The following is a 16,953-nucleotide window of genomic DNA, read 5'->3' on the forward strand; positions in this document are numbered from 1 at the left end:
CTCATTCTTGCCTACCCGGCCGACGCCTCAGGCGCCGGAGCACCCGCCGGCCGAGCTCCCGGACGAGTGCGGCGTCCGGGATGGGCTCGAGGACCCCGAGAGCCGGGGACGCGTCAGGTCGGGTCGTGTCCGTCTCCCCGGACAGGTCGAGCATGTCGAGTGCGCCCTGCGGGACGGAGGCATCCACGCACGCCTGGATCAGCTGCCCTGCCGACGTGATGTCGACGACCGTGGGCTGCTCGTCCTCGACGGGATGATCAGCCGGATCCACCAGCAGGTTGTTGACGTCGCCGACCACCGTGGCGGCCGAGTCCTGCAACCCCTCGGCCCAGGCCGTGGCATGCTCGTTGGCGCGTTCCGCCGCCCACCGCGGCACCCGGATGGGGCGGCGCGTCGCCTGCTGGACGACGGTGCGGACGCGCAGCCGGCGTGGGTCGCCCACGGTCGCCATCCACCGTCGGCGGCTGCGACCCAGCGCATGATGCGCGATCGCGTAGTGCCGGATCACCTCCGTCTCCGGGTAGGGAAGGGACGCGTTGGCCGTCTCGATCTCAGGCATGACGGCGGGCACGCCGAGCAGGGCCTCCACCCGGCGCAGGAGCAGCGACCGGTCGTCCGGCTCCTGGATCACGAACAGCAGGCGATCCTCGCCGAAGACCCGGCCCCAGTGCTCCACGATGCGGCGCGGGTCGCTGCGCTGCAGCGTGTCTCCGCGCACATGGGGCACATCCCAGTCAGGGGTCGTCGGCCGCGCCAGGCGGTGACGCAGCCAGTCGTCCAACGGCAGTCGCGCTCCCCGACGCACGCCCTGCTGCCAGCGGGAGGCGAGCTGCGGAGCGAGCGGCCGCAGGGTGGTGACGATGTACGCCGGCCCCAGCTCGGCGCGCAGCCGCTCCACACGCTCCGCCGACGCCAGCGACAGCGCCTCGCTGGACCACACGGTCTGGCGGGAGCGGGACGATCGGAACTCCTCGGCGAGCTGGCGCCACCGCCACGGACGATGCCGATAGAAGGCGCGATCGCTGCCGATCGCGGTCAGTCCGACATCACGTTCGTGGGGGTGGTGCGAGACGTTGTGCACCCCATGGTCCGCCAACTGTTCACGGGCCGACCACAGGGCCAGCTGCACCGCCGAGGTACCTGTCTTCGGCATGCCGATGTGAAGCGTCTTGGATCCGTCGGGCAGGGCAGAGGGCAACGCAGGATCCGTGAGCATCCACTCGGTTCTACCAGGACGCGAAGCCGCCCGTGGTCAATCGGCGGAACTCGTCGGAATCCCCGTCAGACGGCGGCGGACCCGGCGGACGAGCTCGCGGGCTGCGTTCGCGCGGGCTCGGTCCCGGTCGCGCGCAGCATCCCACTCCTCGGCCACCGCGCGGTGTCGGGACCAGGCGGCACGCTCGACGGCACCGGCCAGCTCCCGGTGCTCGGGACGGGGATGGACGCCGGTGAGCTTGGTGATGATGCCGACCGCGAGCGCCGCCGCGGCGGCGGGATCGATGGTCGCGACCGGGACGTTCTCGCCCTCCGCGGGCGCGAGCGCGCGGTCGGAGAGCAGGCCGAGGTCGCCGACGACGCGGGCCCCCGAGGCACCGATCCGGGTCGCCATGCCGGCGCCGACCTCCAGGGCACGGTCGATCGCCCAGCCCGGGGTGAGCAGCCGCTCCGCGGCGGGGTCCGGGGCCGCGGCCTGCAGCCCGCGGGCGGCGCCGAACCGGATGAACCGGCCATGGTCGGCACTGGACCAGGGCGCGCGGGAGGTGCGCTCCACGAGCGTCTGCATCAGGGTCGCCTCGGGATGGGTGAGCGACCGGTTGGTCTTGTCGACCGGCGGGCGGAGCAGGCCGTCGGGAAGGCCGAGGAGGCTCTCGAACGCCGCCGGCAGGCCGCGGTGGTCACGGTCGTCGACGACGACGACGGTCACCCGGTCGCCGCCGACCAGGCCGACCCAGCGCTCGACGAGCAGGTCGTGGCGGTGCCGCTGCCAGAAGGACGGGGTGACGCCCTCGGTCCCCGCCGGGCCGTCGGGCGCACCCACGGCGGCGGGGTCGAGGATCGCGCGCAGCCACGCGTCGTACGGCGGCACGGGGACGTTCTGACCGTACTGCTGCCACTGCGAGCCGAGCAGCCGCACGATCGGACGCACCGTGATCACCACATGGGCCCGCGGGCCGAGGGCGTCGAGCACGGTGCGCGCACCCTCGTCGGTCGCCTCGCAGTAGACCTCGCTGCTGAGCACCCCGATCCGCGGCCGCTCGGCGTGCAGCTGCGCGACCAGGTCGAACCAGCGCTGCCGGTAGGCGTCGAGGTCCTTGCCGGGGTCGACCCGGCCGAGCGCGACCGCCATCGACGCGTTCATCTCGTGCGCCAGCTCCCCGGGGTAGGAGACGCCGTGCTCGGCGAGCGCGGGGCGGGCGGCCCACAGCGCCCCCTGCATCGCGGTGGTGCCGGTCTTGTACGGACCGATGTGGACCAGGGTGGTCCCGTCGGCCAGGGGCGGGGTCATCGGGATCCCCCGAGACGGGCGAGGAGCGCGCGGGCCGGCAGCTCCCCCACGGGTACGACGACCGGCCGGTCCGGCGCGAGGTCGGCCGGACGCTCCAGCACGGCGAGCATCACCTCGAGCGCCGCATCGGCGGCGACGTCGATCGGGACCTGGCCACGCTCGGCGGGCACCGGCCAGAGGAGGGCGTCGCGCGGTCCGCTGATCGTGACCCCGTCGCCCTCCAGGCCGGCGAGTGCGGACCGACAGGCGTCGCGCAGCGCTCGGGCCTCCGCGGGGCCGACATCGGGGTCGGTGTCCAGCGCTCGGCTGATGCAGGCGGTCGCGTCGGCGGCACCGTCGGCCGCGGTCTGCCAGGACGGCGGCAGCAGCACCTCGACCTGCGCGACCAGGGCGTCGGCGTACGCGCGGGCGGTCTCCTGGCCGCCGGGGACGCTCGGCGGGGGGACGGGGTCGGCCCCCGGCTGCCCCCGGTGGACGGCCGCGGCGGCGACGTCGAAGCGGGGCCAGCGGCGGCCGGCGGCGAGGGTCAGCACCTGCTCGAAGCCGGTCACCTCGTCGAGGGACACCGCCAGGTGCACCGGCGCCGCGGCGGCCGCGTGGAGGGCGCGGACCTCGTCCGCCCAGGCCGCGAGCCCGTCCGGCGTCGGCTCGGACAGCAGCTCGGCGACGGCGCCGACCACGAGCAGCGTCCGGTCGTCGGACAGCTCGGCGACGTCGACGACGGTGACCTCGGGCCGCTCCTCCTCGTCGCGGGTGATCCGGTCGTCCTCGAGCGAGGCCCACCAGGCGGGCACGGCGAAGGCGTTCATCCCGTCCGTGGCGTCGGGCACGTACAGCAGGCTCATCGCGGTCCCCGCGACGTCGTTCGGGGGAGCGCGACGGAGGAGAGGAGCGCCGTGGGGAGGCTCATCGCCGCGTCACCCGGCGCCGGGCGCGGCGGGCGAGCTCGCCGAGCAGCTCCCGGCCGCCGTACGTCGTGAGGTCGGTCCGTCCCGGCGTCGCTGCGGCGGCCGCGTGCCCGCGGGAGGCGTGCTCGAGCGCCGCGGTGAAGACGACGTCCGTCAGCCGCCCGGCGCTCGCCACGTCGACGGCCGTGGGCACCGCGACCTGCTCGGCGTGGTCGGCGGGGTCGACGAGCAGGTCGGCGAGGTCGCCGACCACGGTCACGCCCGAGGCCTCGACGACGGCGTTCCACGCGGCGGCATACTCGTTGGCGCGCTCGGCCACCCAGCGCGGGGCACGGATCGGGTGGGGGGCCAGGGTGTTGGTGTAGTCGCGCAGCGGGACCCGGGCCAGCACGCCGATCGCCTCCATCCACGTGGCGTGGTCGCCGCCGTGGTCGGTGTAGGCGCGGTTGAACTGCCGCAGCATCTCGGCCTCGGGGTAGGGCAGGGACGCATTGCCCTCCGGGACCGCCTCGAGCACCTCGGGGACGCCCATCAGCCGCTCGAAGACGCGGAGGGTCCGCGCCCGGTCGCGCGCGTCGGGGACGACCAGGACGATCCTGTCCTCGCCGAAGACCGGCCCCCACTCCTCGACGATGCGGCGCAGGCTGAACCGGTGCAGCATCGGCGCGAACCGGACGTAGTCGACGCTCACCTCGCCGGCGACCGAGACCGCCTCGAACTGGCTGGTCGCCCACTCCTCCAGGGACTGCACGCCGCGCCGGCGCAGCCACTGCTGCCACTGGGACACCATCAGCGGCGCGAGGGGGCGCAGCGTGACGACCACGTGCGTCTCGGCGCCCAGGCGGTCGGCGAGATAGGCGACCCGCTCCCCCTTCGCGTGGCTCAGCGACTCGCTGGACCAGAACGTGCAGCGCGCGGTGGACGTGCGGAAGTCGCGCGCCAGCTCCTGCCAGCGCTCCTCCCAGCTCCCTTGCCAGAACTCGGCCAGGCCGTCGGCCGCCACCTGACCGACGCGCATCTCGTGCCGCCCCTTGCCCACGTTGTGCGCGCCGAGCTCCTCCAGCCGCGGCCGGGCCCGGTCGAGAGCACCCTGCAGGGCCGTCGTACCGGTCTTGGGGAGGCCGATGTGGAGGAACCGCGAGCCGTCCGGCAGGGCGTCGGGCAGGGCCACAGAGCGCATCGCGCGGACAACTCCTTCGATCGGGCGGGAAACCCTGATCCTAGCCAGGTGTGGGGTCGCCTCGGATTCATCACGGTATGTAGCCGAGCCGGCGCTTCTTTAGTGGGGCTCCGCTACAGAAGTGATGCTCGACCTACATCCCGTGATGAATCCGACTCCACCCACCCCACGCAACCCACGCAGGTCAGAGCAACCGGAGCGAGCAACCGGAGCGAGCAGCCGGAGCAGCGACGGCCGCGATCACCGACCCTCGAAGAAGGCGGCCGCGACCCGCTCCGCGGCATGACCGTCCATGAACCGGTTGAACCGCCGGTGGAAGGTCTCCATCGCGCCGGCGTACCTGCGCCGGAGGCCGTCGAGGTCGCGGAGCAGGTCGACGACCTCGTCCGCGGTGTCGACGTGCGGGCCGGGAGCGGTGGGGACGTAGTCGTAGAGGAAGCCGCGCACGCCGCCGACGTAGGTGTCGAGGTCGGGGACGAGGAACACCATCGGCCGCCCGGTGAGAGCGAAGTCGAAGCGCAGCGACGAGTAGTCGAGCACGGCCGCGTCGGCGGCGAGGATCAGGTCGTTGATCTCGGGGTACTCGGTGACGTCGAGGAAGCGGGTGGTCCCGCTCCCGTCGCCGGCCGGGTTGTGGAAGCGGTGGCCGCGCAGCAGGAGCACGTAGTCGGGGCCCAGGTCGCGGGCCGCGGCGGCCACGTCGAGGTGGTGGACGGCGTCGGCGGCGCGCCAGTTCGTGGCCTGGTCGTCACGCCAGGTGGGGGCGTAGAGGATCGCCTTCTGGTGGGGCGCGATGCCGAGCCGGCGGCGCACGTCCTCGCGGACCACGGCAGCGCGCTCCCCGACGAGGACGTCGTCGCGCGGATAGCCCTCGCTGTGGATGGGGCCGTCGTAGGCGTACTCGCGGCGGTAGTACTGGTCCATGTCCGGCTCGGGCGTGAGGATCAGGTCCCACTGCCGCGAGGTGCGGGCCAGCTCCAGCTCGATGCGGCGCGGCGGGTAGTGCTTGGCGTCCCACATCCGGATGCCCATCGACTTCGACGGGTAGCCGTGGAAGGTCTGGAGCAGCCGCTGGCCAGGCCGCTTGCGGAACCAGCGCTCCGGGTCGATGTTCATGCACAGGCTGCCGGCGGCCGCCAGGACGCGGTACCACTCGCGGGTGGTCATCACGACGGGTACGCCGCCCTCGGGCACCCACGACGCGGCCGAGGCCACGCCCCAGTAGAGCGTCAGGTCGGGTCGGGTACGCCGCAGGTGCTCGTGCAGCGCGAGCTGGCTGTCGGTGGCGGAGGCGCCGACATAGGACTGGAAGTAGACCGCGTCGGGCTCGAGCGGGATGTCTCCGTCGGCGTACCACTCCTGGAGTTGGGTCTGGCCGAACGGGACGCGCTCCTGGACCGGCACCGGCGGGAGCAGCTCGACGCCGGCGACGCGGCCCTCCTGGACGACGCGGGCGGAGTAGCCGGGGTGCTCGGAGCCGACCATGAAGTGGTGGAGGCGGTCGATGCCACGCTCACCGAGGAGGGTGCGGGTGGTCGTTCCGCGGCTGGTCACTGCCAGCCAGAACCAGGCGGGCGCGAGGGGCCGCTCGCCGAGGCCCCAGCGGTCGGTCGTGAGGGTGACGCTGGCGCGGACGGCGCCGCCGTCGTCGGCCGGCGGCAGGTCGGTGGCGAGGACCTCGGTGCCGCCGACCTGGGTGAGGAGGGCGAGTCGGGCGTCGTCGGGCGCCGAAGCACCGAGCCAGTGGCCGGTCACGTCGAGCCGGAGGCCCTCGACGGCGATGTCGTCGACGACCAGGGTGCCCGCGGTCTCGTACAGCTCGGTGTCGCCGGTCGCCGTGCGGGAGCCGACGACTTCACCGGCACCGACGCCGAGCCATTGGGGCGCACCCGCGGGCCAGCCGAGGGCCAGCTCGCGCCCGTCGGCGGTGAGGACGTGCACCTGCCAGCGACGCTGTCCGGTCCAGGCCGCGGGGACCTGGAGCCGGAACGCGAGTCCGCCGTCGGGCCCGGGCGTGGTCGTGGCCCGGACCTGCTGGGTGCCCTGGATGACGCGTAGACCGGTGACCGGCGTTCCGCCGCCGCTGCCCGGCGGCTGGTCGAGGACGCCGGAGACGCTGCGACCTTCGACCTCCAGCGAGCGCAGCCGGGGACCACGATCGGGCCGGACCCGCAGGCCGACGACGTCGGAGCGCGGGTTGAAGGCCACCACGGACCCGGCGACGGGGCGCGGCGCGAGGTGGTCGCGCCCGATGAACCCGGCCGAGGCCTGCTCGTCGATGAGCGGCACCGCGCCGGAGCGGCGTACGCCGTCGACGTCGATGTCGACCTCGACGACCCAGGTGGCAGCGCCCTCCGGATCGCCTGGGCTGCCGGGGCTGGCGGCGACCACATCGGCGACCGGGACCGCGGCGTCGAAGGCCCCCCAGGAGAAGTCCTGGTGACGGCGCAGCGCCTGGTTGGCGCGGGCGTCGCGGAACTGGCGGACCTCCAGCGGGATCCGCCGGCCGGTGGCGCGGTCGACGAGCGCGCACTCGATCGCCGGGCTCGCGCTCATGTGGACGAAGTCGACGGCGGCGAAGATCGTCAGCTCGAGGGTCGCGGCATCCACCCAGCGGGCCTCGCGCAGCATCGCGCGGAACCGGGTCTCGTCGGCGGTCATCTCGAACAGCTCCGCCGGGATGCCGAGCGCGGCGTCGTCGTGGTGCGGGAGCAGCGCCCAGACCCGGCCGTCGCGGACCTCGGTGGGCCGGTTGCCGCGCGTGAACAGCCGGGCGCCGAGGAAGTCCTCGAGCGGCTTGCGGTGGTCGTGCTGGAGCAGCCAGAGCTTGACCCGGGCCTCGGCGTTGAGTCGGGCCCAGACGTGCTCGTCGGCGGCGTCGAGCAGCATCGCGACGTGGTCGCGCAGGGTCTGCCACTGGTGCGCGTCGGCCCGCTCGACGTCGGCGATGAGCGGCTGCACCGCGGTGTCGAGCACGCCCCACAGGAACCACTCGCGGACCTCGGGGAGGCCGAGCGCCTCGACCCGGTGCCAGGTGTGGTCGTTGCGGTCGATCCAGCCCGCCAGCCCGCTCAGCACGTCGGGGACGGTGCCGACCTGGACCCCGTCGCGACGGTCGGTGGGGATGTAGGTGAAGTCGCTGAGCAGGTCGAACGCGGGCGCCTGCTCCAGCAACCCGAGCGCCACGTCGGCACCGTCGGGGAACTCGTCGCTGAAGCGCAGGCCGGCCTCGGCCCAGAACGCGCGGGTGACGAGCTTGTTGCCCAGGCCCAGGTCGGTGACGGCGACGGGGGTCGCGGCGAGCGTGGTGCCGCGCACGGGGGTGTGGTGCGCGGCGTCGTACGCCGAGTCGGGGATCCAGCCGGCGATGTCGGGCTCGCGCATCGCGCCGACGACCACGGGCGAGCCGGAGCGGTGGTGGGCCTCGACGAGCCGCTCGACGCCGGTGTGGACGAAGTCGTCGCCGGCGTTCGTCACGACCACGACCAGCTCGCCGGAGGCGGCGGCGACCCCGGCGTTGCGGGCGGCGGCGAGGGACCTCTCCACCCGGAGCCGGGTCTTGATCCGCCAGTCCTCGGCGGCATGCTCGCGCACGGTCGCGCTGACCCTGTCGTGCCTCCCGAAGCGCACGACGAGGACCTCGAGGTTGCGGTAGGTCTGGACCTTGAGCGAGTCCAGGCAGGTGCCGATCCGGGTGGTGTCGTCGTCGCTGACCGGCAGCACCACGGTGACCAGCGGCCCGGAGAACTCACCCCGGAAGCGCCGGGTGACCCGGCCGAGGGGGCCACGCAGCCTCCCGGGTCCTGCCTTGGCGATCCGGATCAGGCCCTGCTGGGCGCGGGCGCGGTCGAGTGCCACGGGCAGCAGCGTCCTTCCGGGTCGGCTAGTGGATGACCACAGGGTCGCCCGATGCTACCCAGCGCGCCCGGGAACCGCGGGGTCAGGCGGGACGACGGGCCTGGTTGCGGGCCTGCGCCTCGAGGGCGTGGATCTGTGCGGTGAGGACGTCGAGCTCGGCCTCGAGCTCCGCGACCCGGACGACGGCCTGGCCGGCCCGCTCCTCCGCGTCGGCCAGACGCTGGGCGAGGCGGTCCGCGGTGCGCTGGGCCTCCTCGGCCCGGTCGCCGGCCTCGGCCAGCTCGCGCCGGGCGTCGGCCAGCTCGGCGGCGGCGTCGCCGAGGCGCTTCTCGAGACGGGTGATGGTGGCGTCGCGCTTGGCGACCTTGCCGGTCATGTCGGCGGCGAACTCGATGTTCTCGCACGCGCGGGCCTCGGCCAGCTCGGCGTAGGCGCGCGCCTGCGCGGCGCGATCGCGCGCAGCCTCCTGACGGGAGTCCAGGAGCTCGGTATGGGTGATCTTGGTGGCGGCCGCGCCCAGCAGGACGGCGGCGACCGCGGAGATGGTGACCAGGACCCAGGATCCGGTCACGGCCGTGCCGGCGACGGCGAGCGCCGCGAGCACGAGGAGCAGGACGGCGACCATGACGCGGGTCGACCGCTGACGACGGCGGCTGCCGGACATGACAGGGCCCGACATCACTGAGGAGGGCATGCTCAGCACGGTAAGCCTCCAAAGGGCCCGGACGCGGCAGACACGCTTGTCCCACCCGTCCCAACCGTCACAGGAGGTCTCGTCGTACCCGGCAAATGGGTCGGGGACCGGGCCGTTTCACGACCCGTTCGCCGGGTGCGACCTCACCTGCCCGCCACTCACGGCGCGTCGTGGACCCGGCAGGCCCGCTCCAGCAGCAGCCCGGCGACCACGGCCGCGACCGCACAGCCGGCCGCCACGAGCGAGCGCACCAGCCGCTCGTCGGCCAGCTCGGCGGGGTCGCCGATCCAGGAGAGCGCGTAGCCGACGTACCCGCCGGCGACCAGGGCCGCGACCAGGGCGCTCGCGCGGCCGAGCACCAGCCGATTGACGGCCTGGTGCGCCTCGAGCCGTTCCCGACGTACGTGCACGGCACGGTGGGTCACCCAGGCGACATAGCCCAGGATCGCGGCGAGCAGCAGCAGCGCGAGCGGCTGCGCGGCCGACACGAGCGGGGGTACGACGCCCAGCCGGTCGCACAGCGGATGGAGGACCCAGCCCCCGACGAGTCCGATCGCCACCCACACCAGCACGGTGGGCAGGCCCGTCGGCCGCAGCCCGTCCGGCGACGGGCCCGGGGGCTGCTCGGGCTCCTCGGGCGTCGGGATCGGGTCCCGGCTCACGCGCGGATCACTCGGGGGTCACTCGGGGGTCACTCGGTCGCGAGCACCAGGTCGTCACGACGGGTGAGGCCGTCAGCGCCGATCGCGGCGAGCAGGTCGGCGACGGGGCCGCGGTCGAGCAGCACGGCGTCCTGCTCGAGGTCGAGCCAGGGCCGCAGCACGAACGCCCGCTCGTGGGCGCGCGGGTGCGGCAGGCGCAGCTCCTCGGTGTCGCTGCGGCGGTCGCCGACGACGATCAGGTCGACGTCGAGGGTGCGCGGCGCGTTGGCGACCTCGCCGCGCTCGCGGTCGAAGGCGTCCTCGATGGCCAGCGCGCGGTCGAGGAGACGGTGCGCCGACAGGGTGGTGTCGGCGAGGACCACGGCGTTGAGGAAGTTCTGCGCGTCGGGTGGGCAGTCGACCGGGACGCTCTCGTAGACCGGCGAGACGCCGGTGACCCAGAGCTCCGGGGTGTCGGCGAGGGCGCCGAGCGCGCCCTGCAGGGTCGCGAAGCGCTCGCCCAGGTTGGACCCGAGGGCGATCACCATCCGGCGGATCGGTCGCATCTCACCGGTCAGCGTGTCCGCGTCGACGATGTTCGGATTGGGGGTCTCGGTCATGCTGGGCCCTCTGCCTTCCCGGTTCGGTCTCCCACTCCCGCCGCCTCACGGCGCCGGGTGATGGTGAGCTGTACGTCGGCGAACGTCGCCTGGATCGGCGCATCCGGCTTGTGGACGGTCACACGCACCCATTCAACACGAGGGTCCAACAGGCAGGTGTCCGCGATCCGCTGCGCGAGGGTCTCGATCAGGTCGACCGGATCCCTCGTCACGACGGCCACGACCTGGTCCACGAGGCTTCCGTAGTCCACGGTGTCGCGCAAATCGTCCGACGCCGCCGCGGGGGCGGTGTCGACGGCGAGGGTCAGGTCGATCATGAAGACCTGACCGTCGCGACGCTCATGGTCGAAGACGCCGTGATGGGCGAAGCACTCGATGCCGAGGATGCTCAGCTCGTCCGTCATTTCCCGTCCCTCTCCGCGGCCACGGCCCGATCCGCACCCGGACCCCACTGTGCCGCAACGGCGAGCGCATCGCGATGCGCACGCACATCGTGGACCCGCAGGCACCACACCGGCGCCCCACCGAGTCCGGCCGCGAGCAGGCCGCTCAACGCGACACTCGCGGCCTCGCGCTCCCCCACCGGCCGCGGCCGGCCGTCGGGGTCCTCGAGCAACCGCCCGAGGAAGGTCTTGCGGCTCCCGCCGACCAGGAGCGGGTAGCCAAGTCCCGCCAGCACGTCGAGGTGACGCAGCAGCTCCCAGTTGTGGTGCGGCAGCTTGGCGAACCCGAGGCCCGGGTCGAGCACGATCTGGTCATCGCGGACGCCTGCCGCGCGGATCGCCGCCACCCGGTCGGCCAGCTCGGCGCGGACCGCGGTGACGACGCCGCCCTGCTCGTCGTACGCGGTGAACTCCTGCATGCGGTCGCTGTGTGCCCGCCAGTGCATCGCGACATAGGTGACGCCGGTGCGGGCGACCACGTCGAGGATCCCCGGGTCGGCCAGGCCACCGGAGACGTCGTTGACGATCCGGGCGCCGGCCGCGACCGCGCGCGCGGCGACCTCGGCGCGCATCGTGTCGACCGAGACCGTCGCGCCGTCCGCGGTGAGCGCCTCGATGACGGGTACGACGCGGTCGAGCTCCTCGGCCAGCAGTGGCCGGGTCGCGCCGGGGCGGGTGGACTCGCCGCCGACGTCGAGGATGTCGGCCCCCTGCGCCAACAGCACGCGGGCGTGCGCGACGGCACGCTGCGGGTCGTCGTACCGGCCGCCGTCGGAGAAGGAGTCGGGTGTGACGTTGACGACCCCCATCACCAGCGGGACCGACGGAGCTGTCATGCACCGCACCCTAGTGGGGTCCACGGTCGGCGCGGCCGGCCGGTGGCGCCGACACTAGACTACCCGGCATGGCCGAGGCTCCCGCGGTGTCCGTCGTGATCCCGACCTACCGATCCGGCCCGGGCCTGGACCGGGCCATCGCGTCGCTGGACGCGCAGACCCTCCCGCAGGACCGGATCGAGGTGCTGCTGCTCGACGACGGCTCTCCCGACGACACCGCGGAGCGGATCGACCGGATCGCGGCGGGGCGGGCGAACTACCGCGCTTTCGCGCTGGAGGCGTCGGGATGGCCGAGCCGGCCGCGCAACGTCGGCGTGCGCGAGGCCCGCGGGCGCTATGTGCTGTTCCTGGATCACGACGACGAGCTGTACCCCGACGCGCTCCGCGCCGCGGTGGCGCTCGGCGACGGGGCCGGCGACGGGGCCGGGGCCGACGTCGTCAACGGCAAGGAGGTCCGGACCCAGGTCGCGCGGTGGGGACTGACGCACTACACCCACGACACCACCGACGCGCGCGACGAGCCGCTGCGCGGGCTGCTCCCGATGACCCCGCACAAGCTGTACCGGCGCTCGTTCCTCGTGGAGCACGACATCCGGTTCCCCGAGGCGCCCCGGCACCTGTGGGAGGACATCTTCTTCCAGGTCGACCTGGTCGAGCACCGGCCCGTCGTGGCCCTGCTCAGCTCGACGCCGTTCTACCACTGGCGCCACACCGGGGAGAACAACTCCACGACGTCCGAGGGCGAGCGCGACTACCGGGGCACCCCCGACTACTGGCCCTACCTCGAGAAGCTGCTCCGGCGGATCTCCGAGGTCGCGGACCCCGAGCTGCGCACCGCGCTGCTCGCCCACACCGCCCACGTCCGCCTGGTCCCCGAGATCGGGCACCGCCCCACCGGCCGGGCCGACGCCGAGGTCGCCCGGGACCGCGCCGAGATCGCCCGCCTCATCGACGCGTTCGTCCCCGCCGAGGTCGACCCGCACCTGCCGCCGCGCGGCCGGACCGCGCTCACCCTCTTCCGCGCCGGGCACCCGGAGGCCGCGGCGGAGTACCTGCGCGACGGGATCGGCCGCCGCCCCGAGTTCCGGGTCACGGCGGTCGACGAGACCGGCGACGGAGCGGTGACGGTCACCGGCGCGGTGGCCTGGAGCCGGGTGCCGGGACAGCCCTTCGCCCGGCGTACGTCGAGCGGGGAGGTCGTCCGCGACCTGCCCGACCCGCTGGCCGGCCTGCTCGCCGAGCGGGGGCTGACGCCGAGCGCGGACGTCTCGGCCGCGTTCGTCGACGTGGCGATCCGGCACGCGCCGACCCGGGTCAACTGGCTGCTGCCGTCGACCTCCCGGGTCGAGCTCGTCGAGCAGGAGGACGGGACGCTGGAGCCGGCCGGCCGGTTCAGCGCCACCTTCGACCCGCGCAGCGCGGCGATGGGCGGCCCGCTGCCGACCGGTGCGCATCTGGTGCTCGGCATGTGCGAGCTGGACGGACGCACCGGCATCAAGCGCGCGTTCAGCGACCTGCCCGCCGGTTCTCGGGTCGGCCCGGTCGTCCTGGACTACTCCGCCCAGGACGGGCTGCTGCTGCGCGTCCCCGCCATCGACCCGCCGACACCACCCGCCCGCAAGAGCCTGCTCGGCCGCCTGCGGCGGGGGTGAGTTGCGGCGGCGGGTTCATCACGGGATGTAGCCGAACAACCACTTCCCGGGTGGAACTCCGCTAGGAAAGCGTGAGACCGCCTACCTACCGTGATGAGCCCGCGCCCAGCCAGAAACGACGCGCTCACGCCAATGTCACAGCAGATGGTTGGGACCCGCGCCCGCGGCCTCGTCGAGCAGGTCGAGCAGGTAGCGGCCGTACCCGCTCTTGAGCAGCGGCTGCGCGAGCTCCTCGAGCCGGGTGTCGTCGATGATCCCGAGCCGCCAGGCGATCTCCTCGGGCGCACCGACCTTGGTGCCCTGCCGGGCCTCGAGGGCGCGCACGAAGTTGCTCGCGTCGTTGAGGTCGTCGAACGTGCCGGTGTCGAGCCACGCGGAGCCACGGGGCAGCACCTCGACCTGGAGCCGGCCCTCGTCGAGGTACATCCGGTTGAGATCGGTGATCTCCAGCTCACCGCGCGCCGACGGCCGGAGGGTCTTGGCCTTCTCTACGACGTCGGTGCCGTAGAAGTACAGCCCGGGGACGGCGTAGTGGCTGCGCGGCTTCTCGGGCTTCTCCTCCAGCGACAGCGCACGGCCCTCGGCGTCGAACTCCACGACGCCGTACGCCGTCGGGTCGGCCACCCGGTAGCCGAACACGGCGGCGCCGTCGAGCTCCTGGAACCGACGCAGCCGGGTGCCGAGCCCGGCACCGTAGAAGATGTTGTCGCCGAGCACGAGCCCGGCGCCGCCGCCGGCGAGGTGCTCCTCACCGATGAGGAAGGCCTGCGCGAGGCCGTCGGGCGAGGGCTGGACGGCATAGGTGATGTCGATCCCGAACTGCGACCCGTCGCCCAGGAGGCGCCGGAACTGGTCGGCCTCGTGGGGGGTGGTGATGACCAGCACCTCCCGGATGCCGGACAGCATCAGCGTGGAGAGCGGGTAGTAGATCATCGGCTTGTCGTAGATCGGCATCAGCTGCTTGCTGACCGCATACGTGACCGGGTGCAGTCGACTCCCCGTACCTCCGGCCAGAATGATCCCGCGCATGTTCCTAGACTGGCACGTGTGCAGCGCATCCTCGTCACCGGCGGAGCCGGGTTCATCGGCTCCAACTTCGTCCACCACCTGGTAGAGCACACCGACGCCATCGTGACGGTCCTCGACAAACTCACCTACGCCGCCAGTCGTGAGTCGCTGGCCGGCCTGCCCGAGGACCGGGTCCAGCTCGTCGTCGGCGACATCGTCGACGCCGGACTGGTCGAGCCTTTGGTCAACCAGCACGACGCGGTCGTCCACTACGCCGCCGAGTCGCACAACGACAACTCGCTCAACGATCCGTCGCCGTTCATCCAGACCAACCTGATCGGCACGTTCACGCTGCTCGAGGCGGTCCGCAAGGCCGGCGTCCGGTTCCACCACGTCTCCACCGACGAGGTGTACGGCGACCTCGAGCTGGACGACCCGAAGCGGTTCACCGAGGACACGCCCTACACCCCGTCGTCGCCGTACTCCGCCTCGAAGGCGGGCTCCGACCATCTCGTGCGTGCGTGGGTGCGCAGCTTCGGCGTCCAGGCGACGATCTCGAACTGCTCCAACAACTACGGCCCGTGGCAGCACATCGAGAAGTTCATCCCGCGCCAGATCACCGAGGTGGCCGACGGCCGGCGGCCGAAGCTCTACGGCTCGGGCGAGAACGTCCGCGACTGGATCCACACCGAGGACCACTCCTCGGCCGTGCTCCGGATCCTCGAGCAAGGCCGGATCGGCGAGACCTACCTGATCGGCGCCGACGGCGAGAAGTCGAACCTCGAGGTGGTCCGGATGATCCTGACACTGATGGGCCGCGACGCCGACGACTTCGAGCACGTCACCGACCGCGCCGGCCACGACCTGCGCTACGCCATCGACTCCGGCAAGCTCCGCACCGAGCTGGGCTGGACCCCGCAGTACGCCGACTTCGAGGCGGGCCTGGCGCAGACGGTCGAGTGGTACCAGGCGAACGAGGCCTGGTGGCGGCCGAAGAAGGACGCCACCGAGGCGGCGTACGCGGCCAAGGGCCAGTGACGGTGGACCGCCTGCGGGTCGAGCGGACGCCGATCCCCGGGCTGCTCGTCGTCCGGCTCCCCGTCCACCACGACGACCGCGGCTGGTTCAAGGAGAACTGGCAGCGCGAGAAGATGGTGGCGCTCGGTCTGCCCGACTTCGGTCCGGTGCAGAACAACATGAGTTTCAACGCCACGCGCGGCGCGACCCGGGGCATCCACACCGAGCCGTGGGACAAGTTCGTCTCCGTCGCCGCCGGCAAGGTCTTCGCCGCCTGGGTCGACATGCGCGCCGGCGACAGCTTCGGCGCGACGTTCTGGACGGAGATCGACGAAGACGTGGCCGTGTTCGTGCCTCGCGGCGTCGGCAACTCGTACCAGGCGTTGGAGAACGGAACCGTCTACGCCTACCTGGTGAACCACCACTATGTCGCGGGACGGGCGTACCCCGCGCTGAACCTCGCCGACGCCACCGCCGCCATCCCGTGGCCGATCCCGCTCGACAGCGCGGACGTCGAGATCTCGGCCAAGGACCGCGCCAACCCGATCCTGGCCGACGTCACGCCGATGGCGCCGAAGAAGACCCTGATCACCGGCTGCCACGGCCAGCTCGGCCAGGCCCTCGCCCTGCTGCACCCCGGCGCGACGCTGGTCGACCTCGCCGAGCTCGACCTCACCGACACCGCCGCGCTGGCCGCCTGGCCGTGGGAGGACTACGACCTCGTCCTCAACGCGGCGGCGTACACCGCGGTCGACCGGGCGGAGACCCCCGAGGGTCGGGTCGATGCCTGGGCCGCCAACGCGACCGCTCCTGCCGCGCTGGCGCGGATCGCGGCCGAGCACGGCATCACCGTCGTCCACTACTCGTCCGACTACGTCTTCGACGGCTCGCCGGTGGCCGGCGGTCACCGTGAGGACGCCGCCCTCTCCCCGCTGGGCGTCTACGGCCAGACCAAGGCCGCGGGCGACCTCGCCGTGGCCGGCACCCCGCGCCACTACATCCTGCGGACCTCGTGGGTGATCGGCGACGGCCCCAACTTCGTGCGCACGATGGCGCGCCTGGCCGCCGACGGCGCCTCCCCGACCGTCGTGTCCGACCAGATCGGGCGCCTCACCTTCACTGCCGAGCTGGCCCGGGCGTCGCGCCATCTGGTCGACACCGGCGCCCCCTACGGCACCTACAACGTCACCAACAGCGGCACCCCGCGCTCCTGGGCCGACTACGCCCGCCGGGTCTTCGAACTCACCGGCCACGACCCGGCCCGGGTCCGCGCGGTGACGACCGAGGAGTACGCCGCCGACAAGCACGTCTCACCGCGGCCGCTGCACAGCACCCTCGCCCTCGACAAGCTCGCCGGCACCGGGTTCGTCAGCACCGACGCCGACGAGGCGCTGGCGGCGTACCTGCGGGGCTGACCCGCGCTTGTAACTAAGGGTTACAGCACGCAAAGCGGTGCAACAACACCCGGGTAGTAGCCATAGCGCCCGGGTAGTCGCACCGGCGAGTGATCGACATCGTCGTTCGCAGCATGCCGTGCGTCGAGTACGACGACGGGTGACCCCGCCGCCGCCAAAAACGTCTACCCGGGCG

The 16,953-nt window shown here is 73.1% G+C and carries 14 protein-coding genes; 3 read left to right on the plus strand and 11 right to left on the minus strand.

Going from position 1 to position 16,953, the window contains the following annotated elements; translation table 11 throughout:
• Position 1: 1 nt before the first annotated feature.
• The 10 genes from QJ852_24075 to folP all read right to left on the minus strand — a co-directional run bounded on the left by QJ852_24075 (position 2) and on the right by folP (position 11,686).
• On the minus strand, positions 2-1,153 hold the full coding sequence (locus QJ852_24075; GenBank protein ID WGX96212.1) for a hypothetical protein: 1,152 nt from the start codon (positions 1,151-1,153) through the stop codon (positions 2-4).
• Positions 1,154-1,252: 99 nt separating this feature from the next.
• Positions 1,253-2,506, minus strand: a complete 1,254-nt coding sequence (locus QJ852_24080; protein ID WGX96213.1) for a hypothetical protein — start codon at positions 2,504-2,506, stop codon at positions 1,253-1,255.
• The gene (locus tag QJ852_24085; protein ID WGX96214.1) at positions 2,503-3,351 is read right to left on the minus strand and encodes a hypothetical protein; all 849 of its coding nucleotides are present in this window, start codon (positions 3,349-3,351) and stop codon (positions 2,503-2,505) included. Before QJ852_24085 ends, QJ852_24080 begins: the two co-directional genes overlap by 4 nt.
• Positions 3,352-3,412: 61 nt before the next feature.
• A complete protein-coding gene (locus QJ852_24090) occupies positions 3,413-4,594 on the minus strand; it encodes a hypothetical protein (GenBank protein WGX96215.1) in 1,182 nt (393 codons plus the stop codon).
• A gap of 240 nt (positions 4,595-4,834) precedes the next feature.
• A complete protein-coding gene (locus QJ852_24095) occupies positions 4,835-8,452 on the minus strand; it encodes a CDP-glycerol glycerophosphotransferase family protein (protein ID WGX96216.1) in 3,618 nt (1,205 codons plus the stop codon).
• Between the two features lie 82 nt (positions 8,453-8,534).
• Entirely contained in the window at positions 8,535-9,146 is a 612-nt protein-coding gene (locus QJ852_24100) for a hypothetical protein (GenBank protein WGX96217.1), read from the minus strand.
• Between the two features lie 158 nt (positions 9,147-9,304).
• Complete coding sequence (locus tag QJ852_24105; protein WGX96218.1) at positions 9,305-9,808, minus strand: DUF3180 family protein; 504 nt, start codon at positions 9,806-9,808, stop codon at positions 9,305-9,307.
• 29 nt (positions 9,809-9,837) lie between these two features.
• Positions 9,838-10,407, minus strand: a complete 570-nt coding sequence (gene folK / locus QJ852_24110) for a 2-amino-4-hydroxy-6-hydroxymethyldihydropteridine diphosphokinase (protein WGX96219.1) — start codon at positions 10,405-10,407, stop codon at positions 9,838-9,840.
• The gene (folB, locus tag QJ852_24115; protein WGX96220.1) at positions 10,404-10,811 is read right to left on the minus strand and encodes a dihydroneopterin aldolase; all 408 of its coding nucleotides are present in this window, start codon (positions 10,809-10,811) and stop codon (positions 10,404-10,406) included. Before folB ends, folK begins: the two co-directional genes overlap by 4 nt.
• On the minus strand, positions 10,808-11,686 hold the full coding sequence (folP, locus tag QJ852_24120; protein ID WGX96221.1) for a dihydropteroate synthase: 879 nt from the start codon (positions 11,684-11,686) through the stop codon (positions 10,808-10,810). The genes folB and folP overlap by 4 nt, the downstream gene beginning before the upstream one ends.
• Positions 11,687-11,754: 68 nt before the next feature.
• Here folP and QJ852_24125 point away from each other — a divergent pair, with 68 nt between their 5' ends.
• Positions 11,755-13,338 (plus strand): glycosyltransferase family 2 protein, encoded by a 1,584-nt coding sequence (locus QJ852_24125; GenBank protein ID WGX96222.1) that lies wholly within the window; start codon positions 11,755-11,757, stop codon positions 13,336-13,338.
• Between the two features lie 135 nt (positions 13,339-13,473).
• On the opposite strand, the gene rfbA is transcribed toward QJ852_24125, so the two are convergent.
• Positions 13,474-14,367, minus strand: a complete 894-nt coding sequence (gene rfbA, locus QJ852_24130; protein WGX96223.1) for a glucose-1-phosphate thymidylyltransferase RfbA — start codon at positions 14,365-14,367, stop codon at positions 13,474-13,476.
• Positions 14,368-14,385: 18 nt separating this feature from the next.
• Between rfbA and rfbB the strand changes: the two genes are divergently transcribed.
• Positions 14,386-15,384, plus strand: a complete 999-nt coding sequence (gene rfbB / locus QJ852_24135; GenBank protein WGX96224.1) for a dTDP-glucose 4,6-dehydratase — start codon at positions 14,386-14,388, stop codon at positions 15,382-15,384.
• 2 nt (positions 15,385-15,386) lie between these two features.
• Positions 15,387-16,778, plus strand: a complete 1,392-nt coding sequence (locus QJ852_24140) for a bifunctional dTDP-4-dehydrorhamnose 3,5-epimerase family protein/NAD(P)-dependent oxidoreductase (protein ID WGX96225.1) — start codon at positions 15,387-15,389, stop codon at positions 16,776-16,778.
• The last annotated feature ends 175 nt before the right edge of the window (positions 16,779-16,953 follow it).

This window comes from Nocardioides sp. L-11A (assembly GCA_029961745.1).
In the GTDB taxonomy this organism is placed as follows: domain Bacteria; phylum Actinomycetota; class Actinomycetes; order Propionibacteriales; family Nocardioidaceae; genus Nocardioides.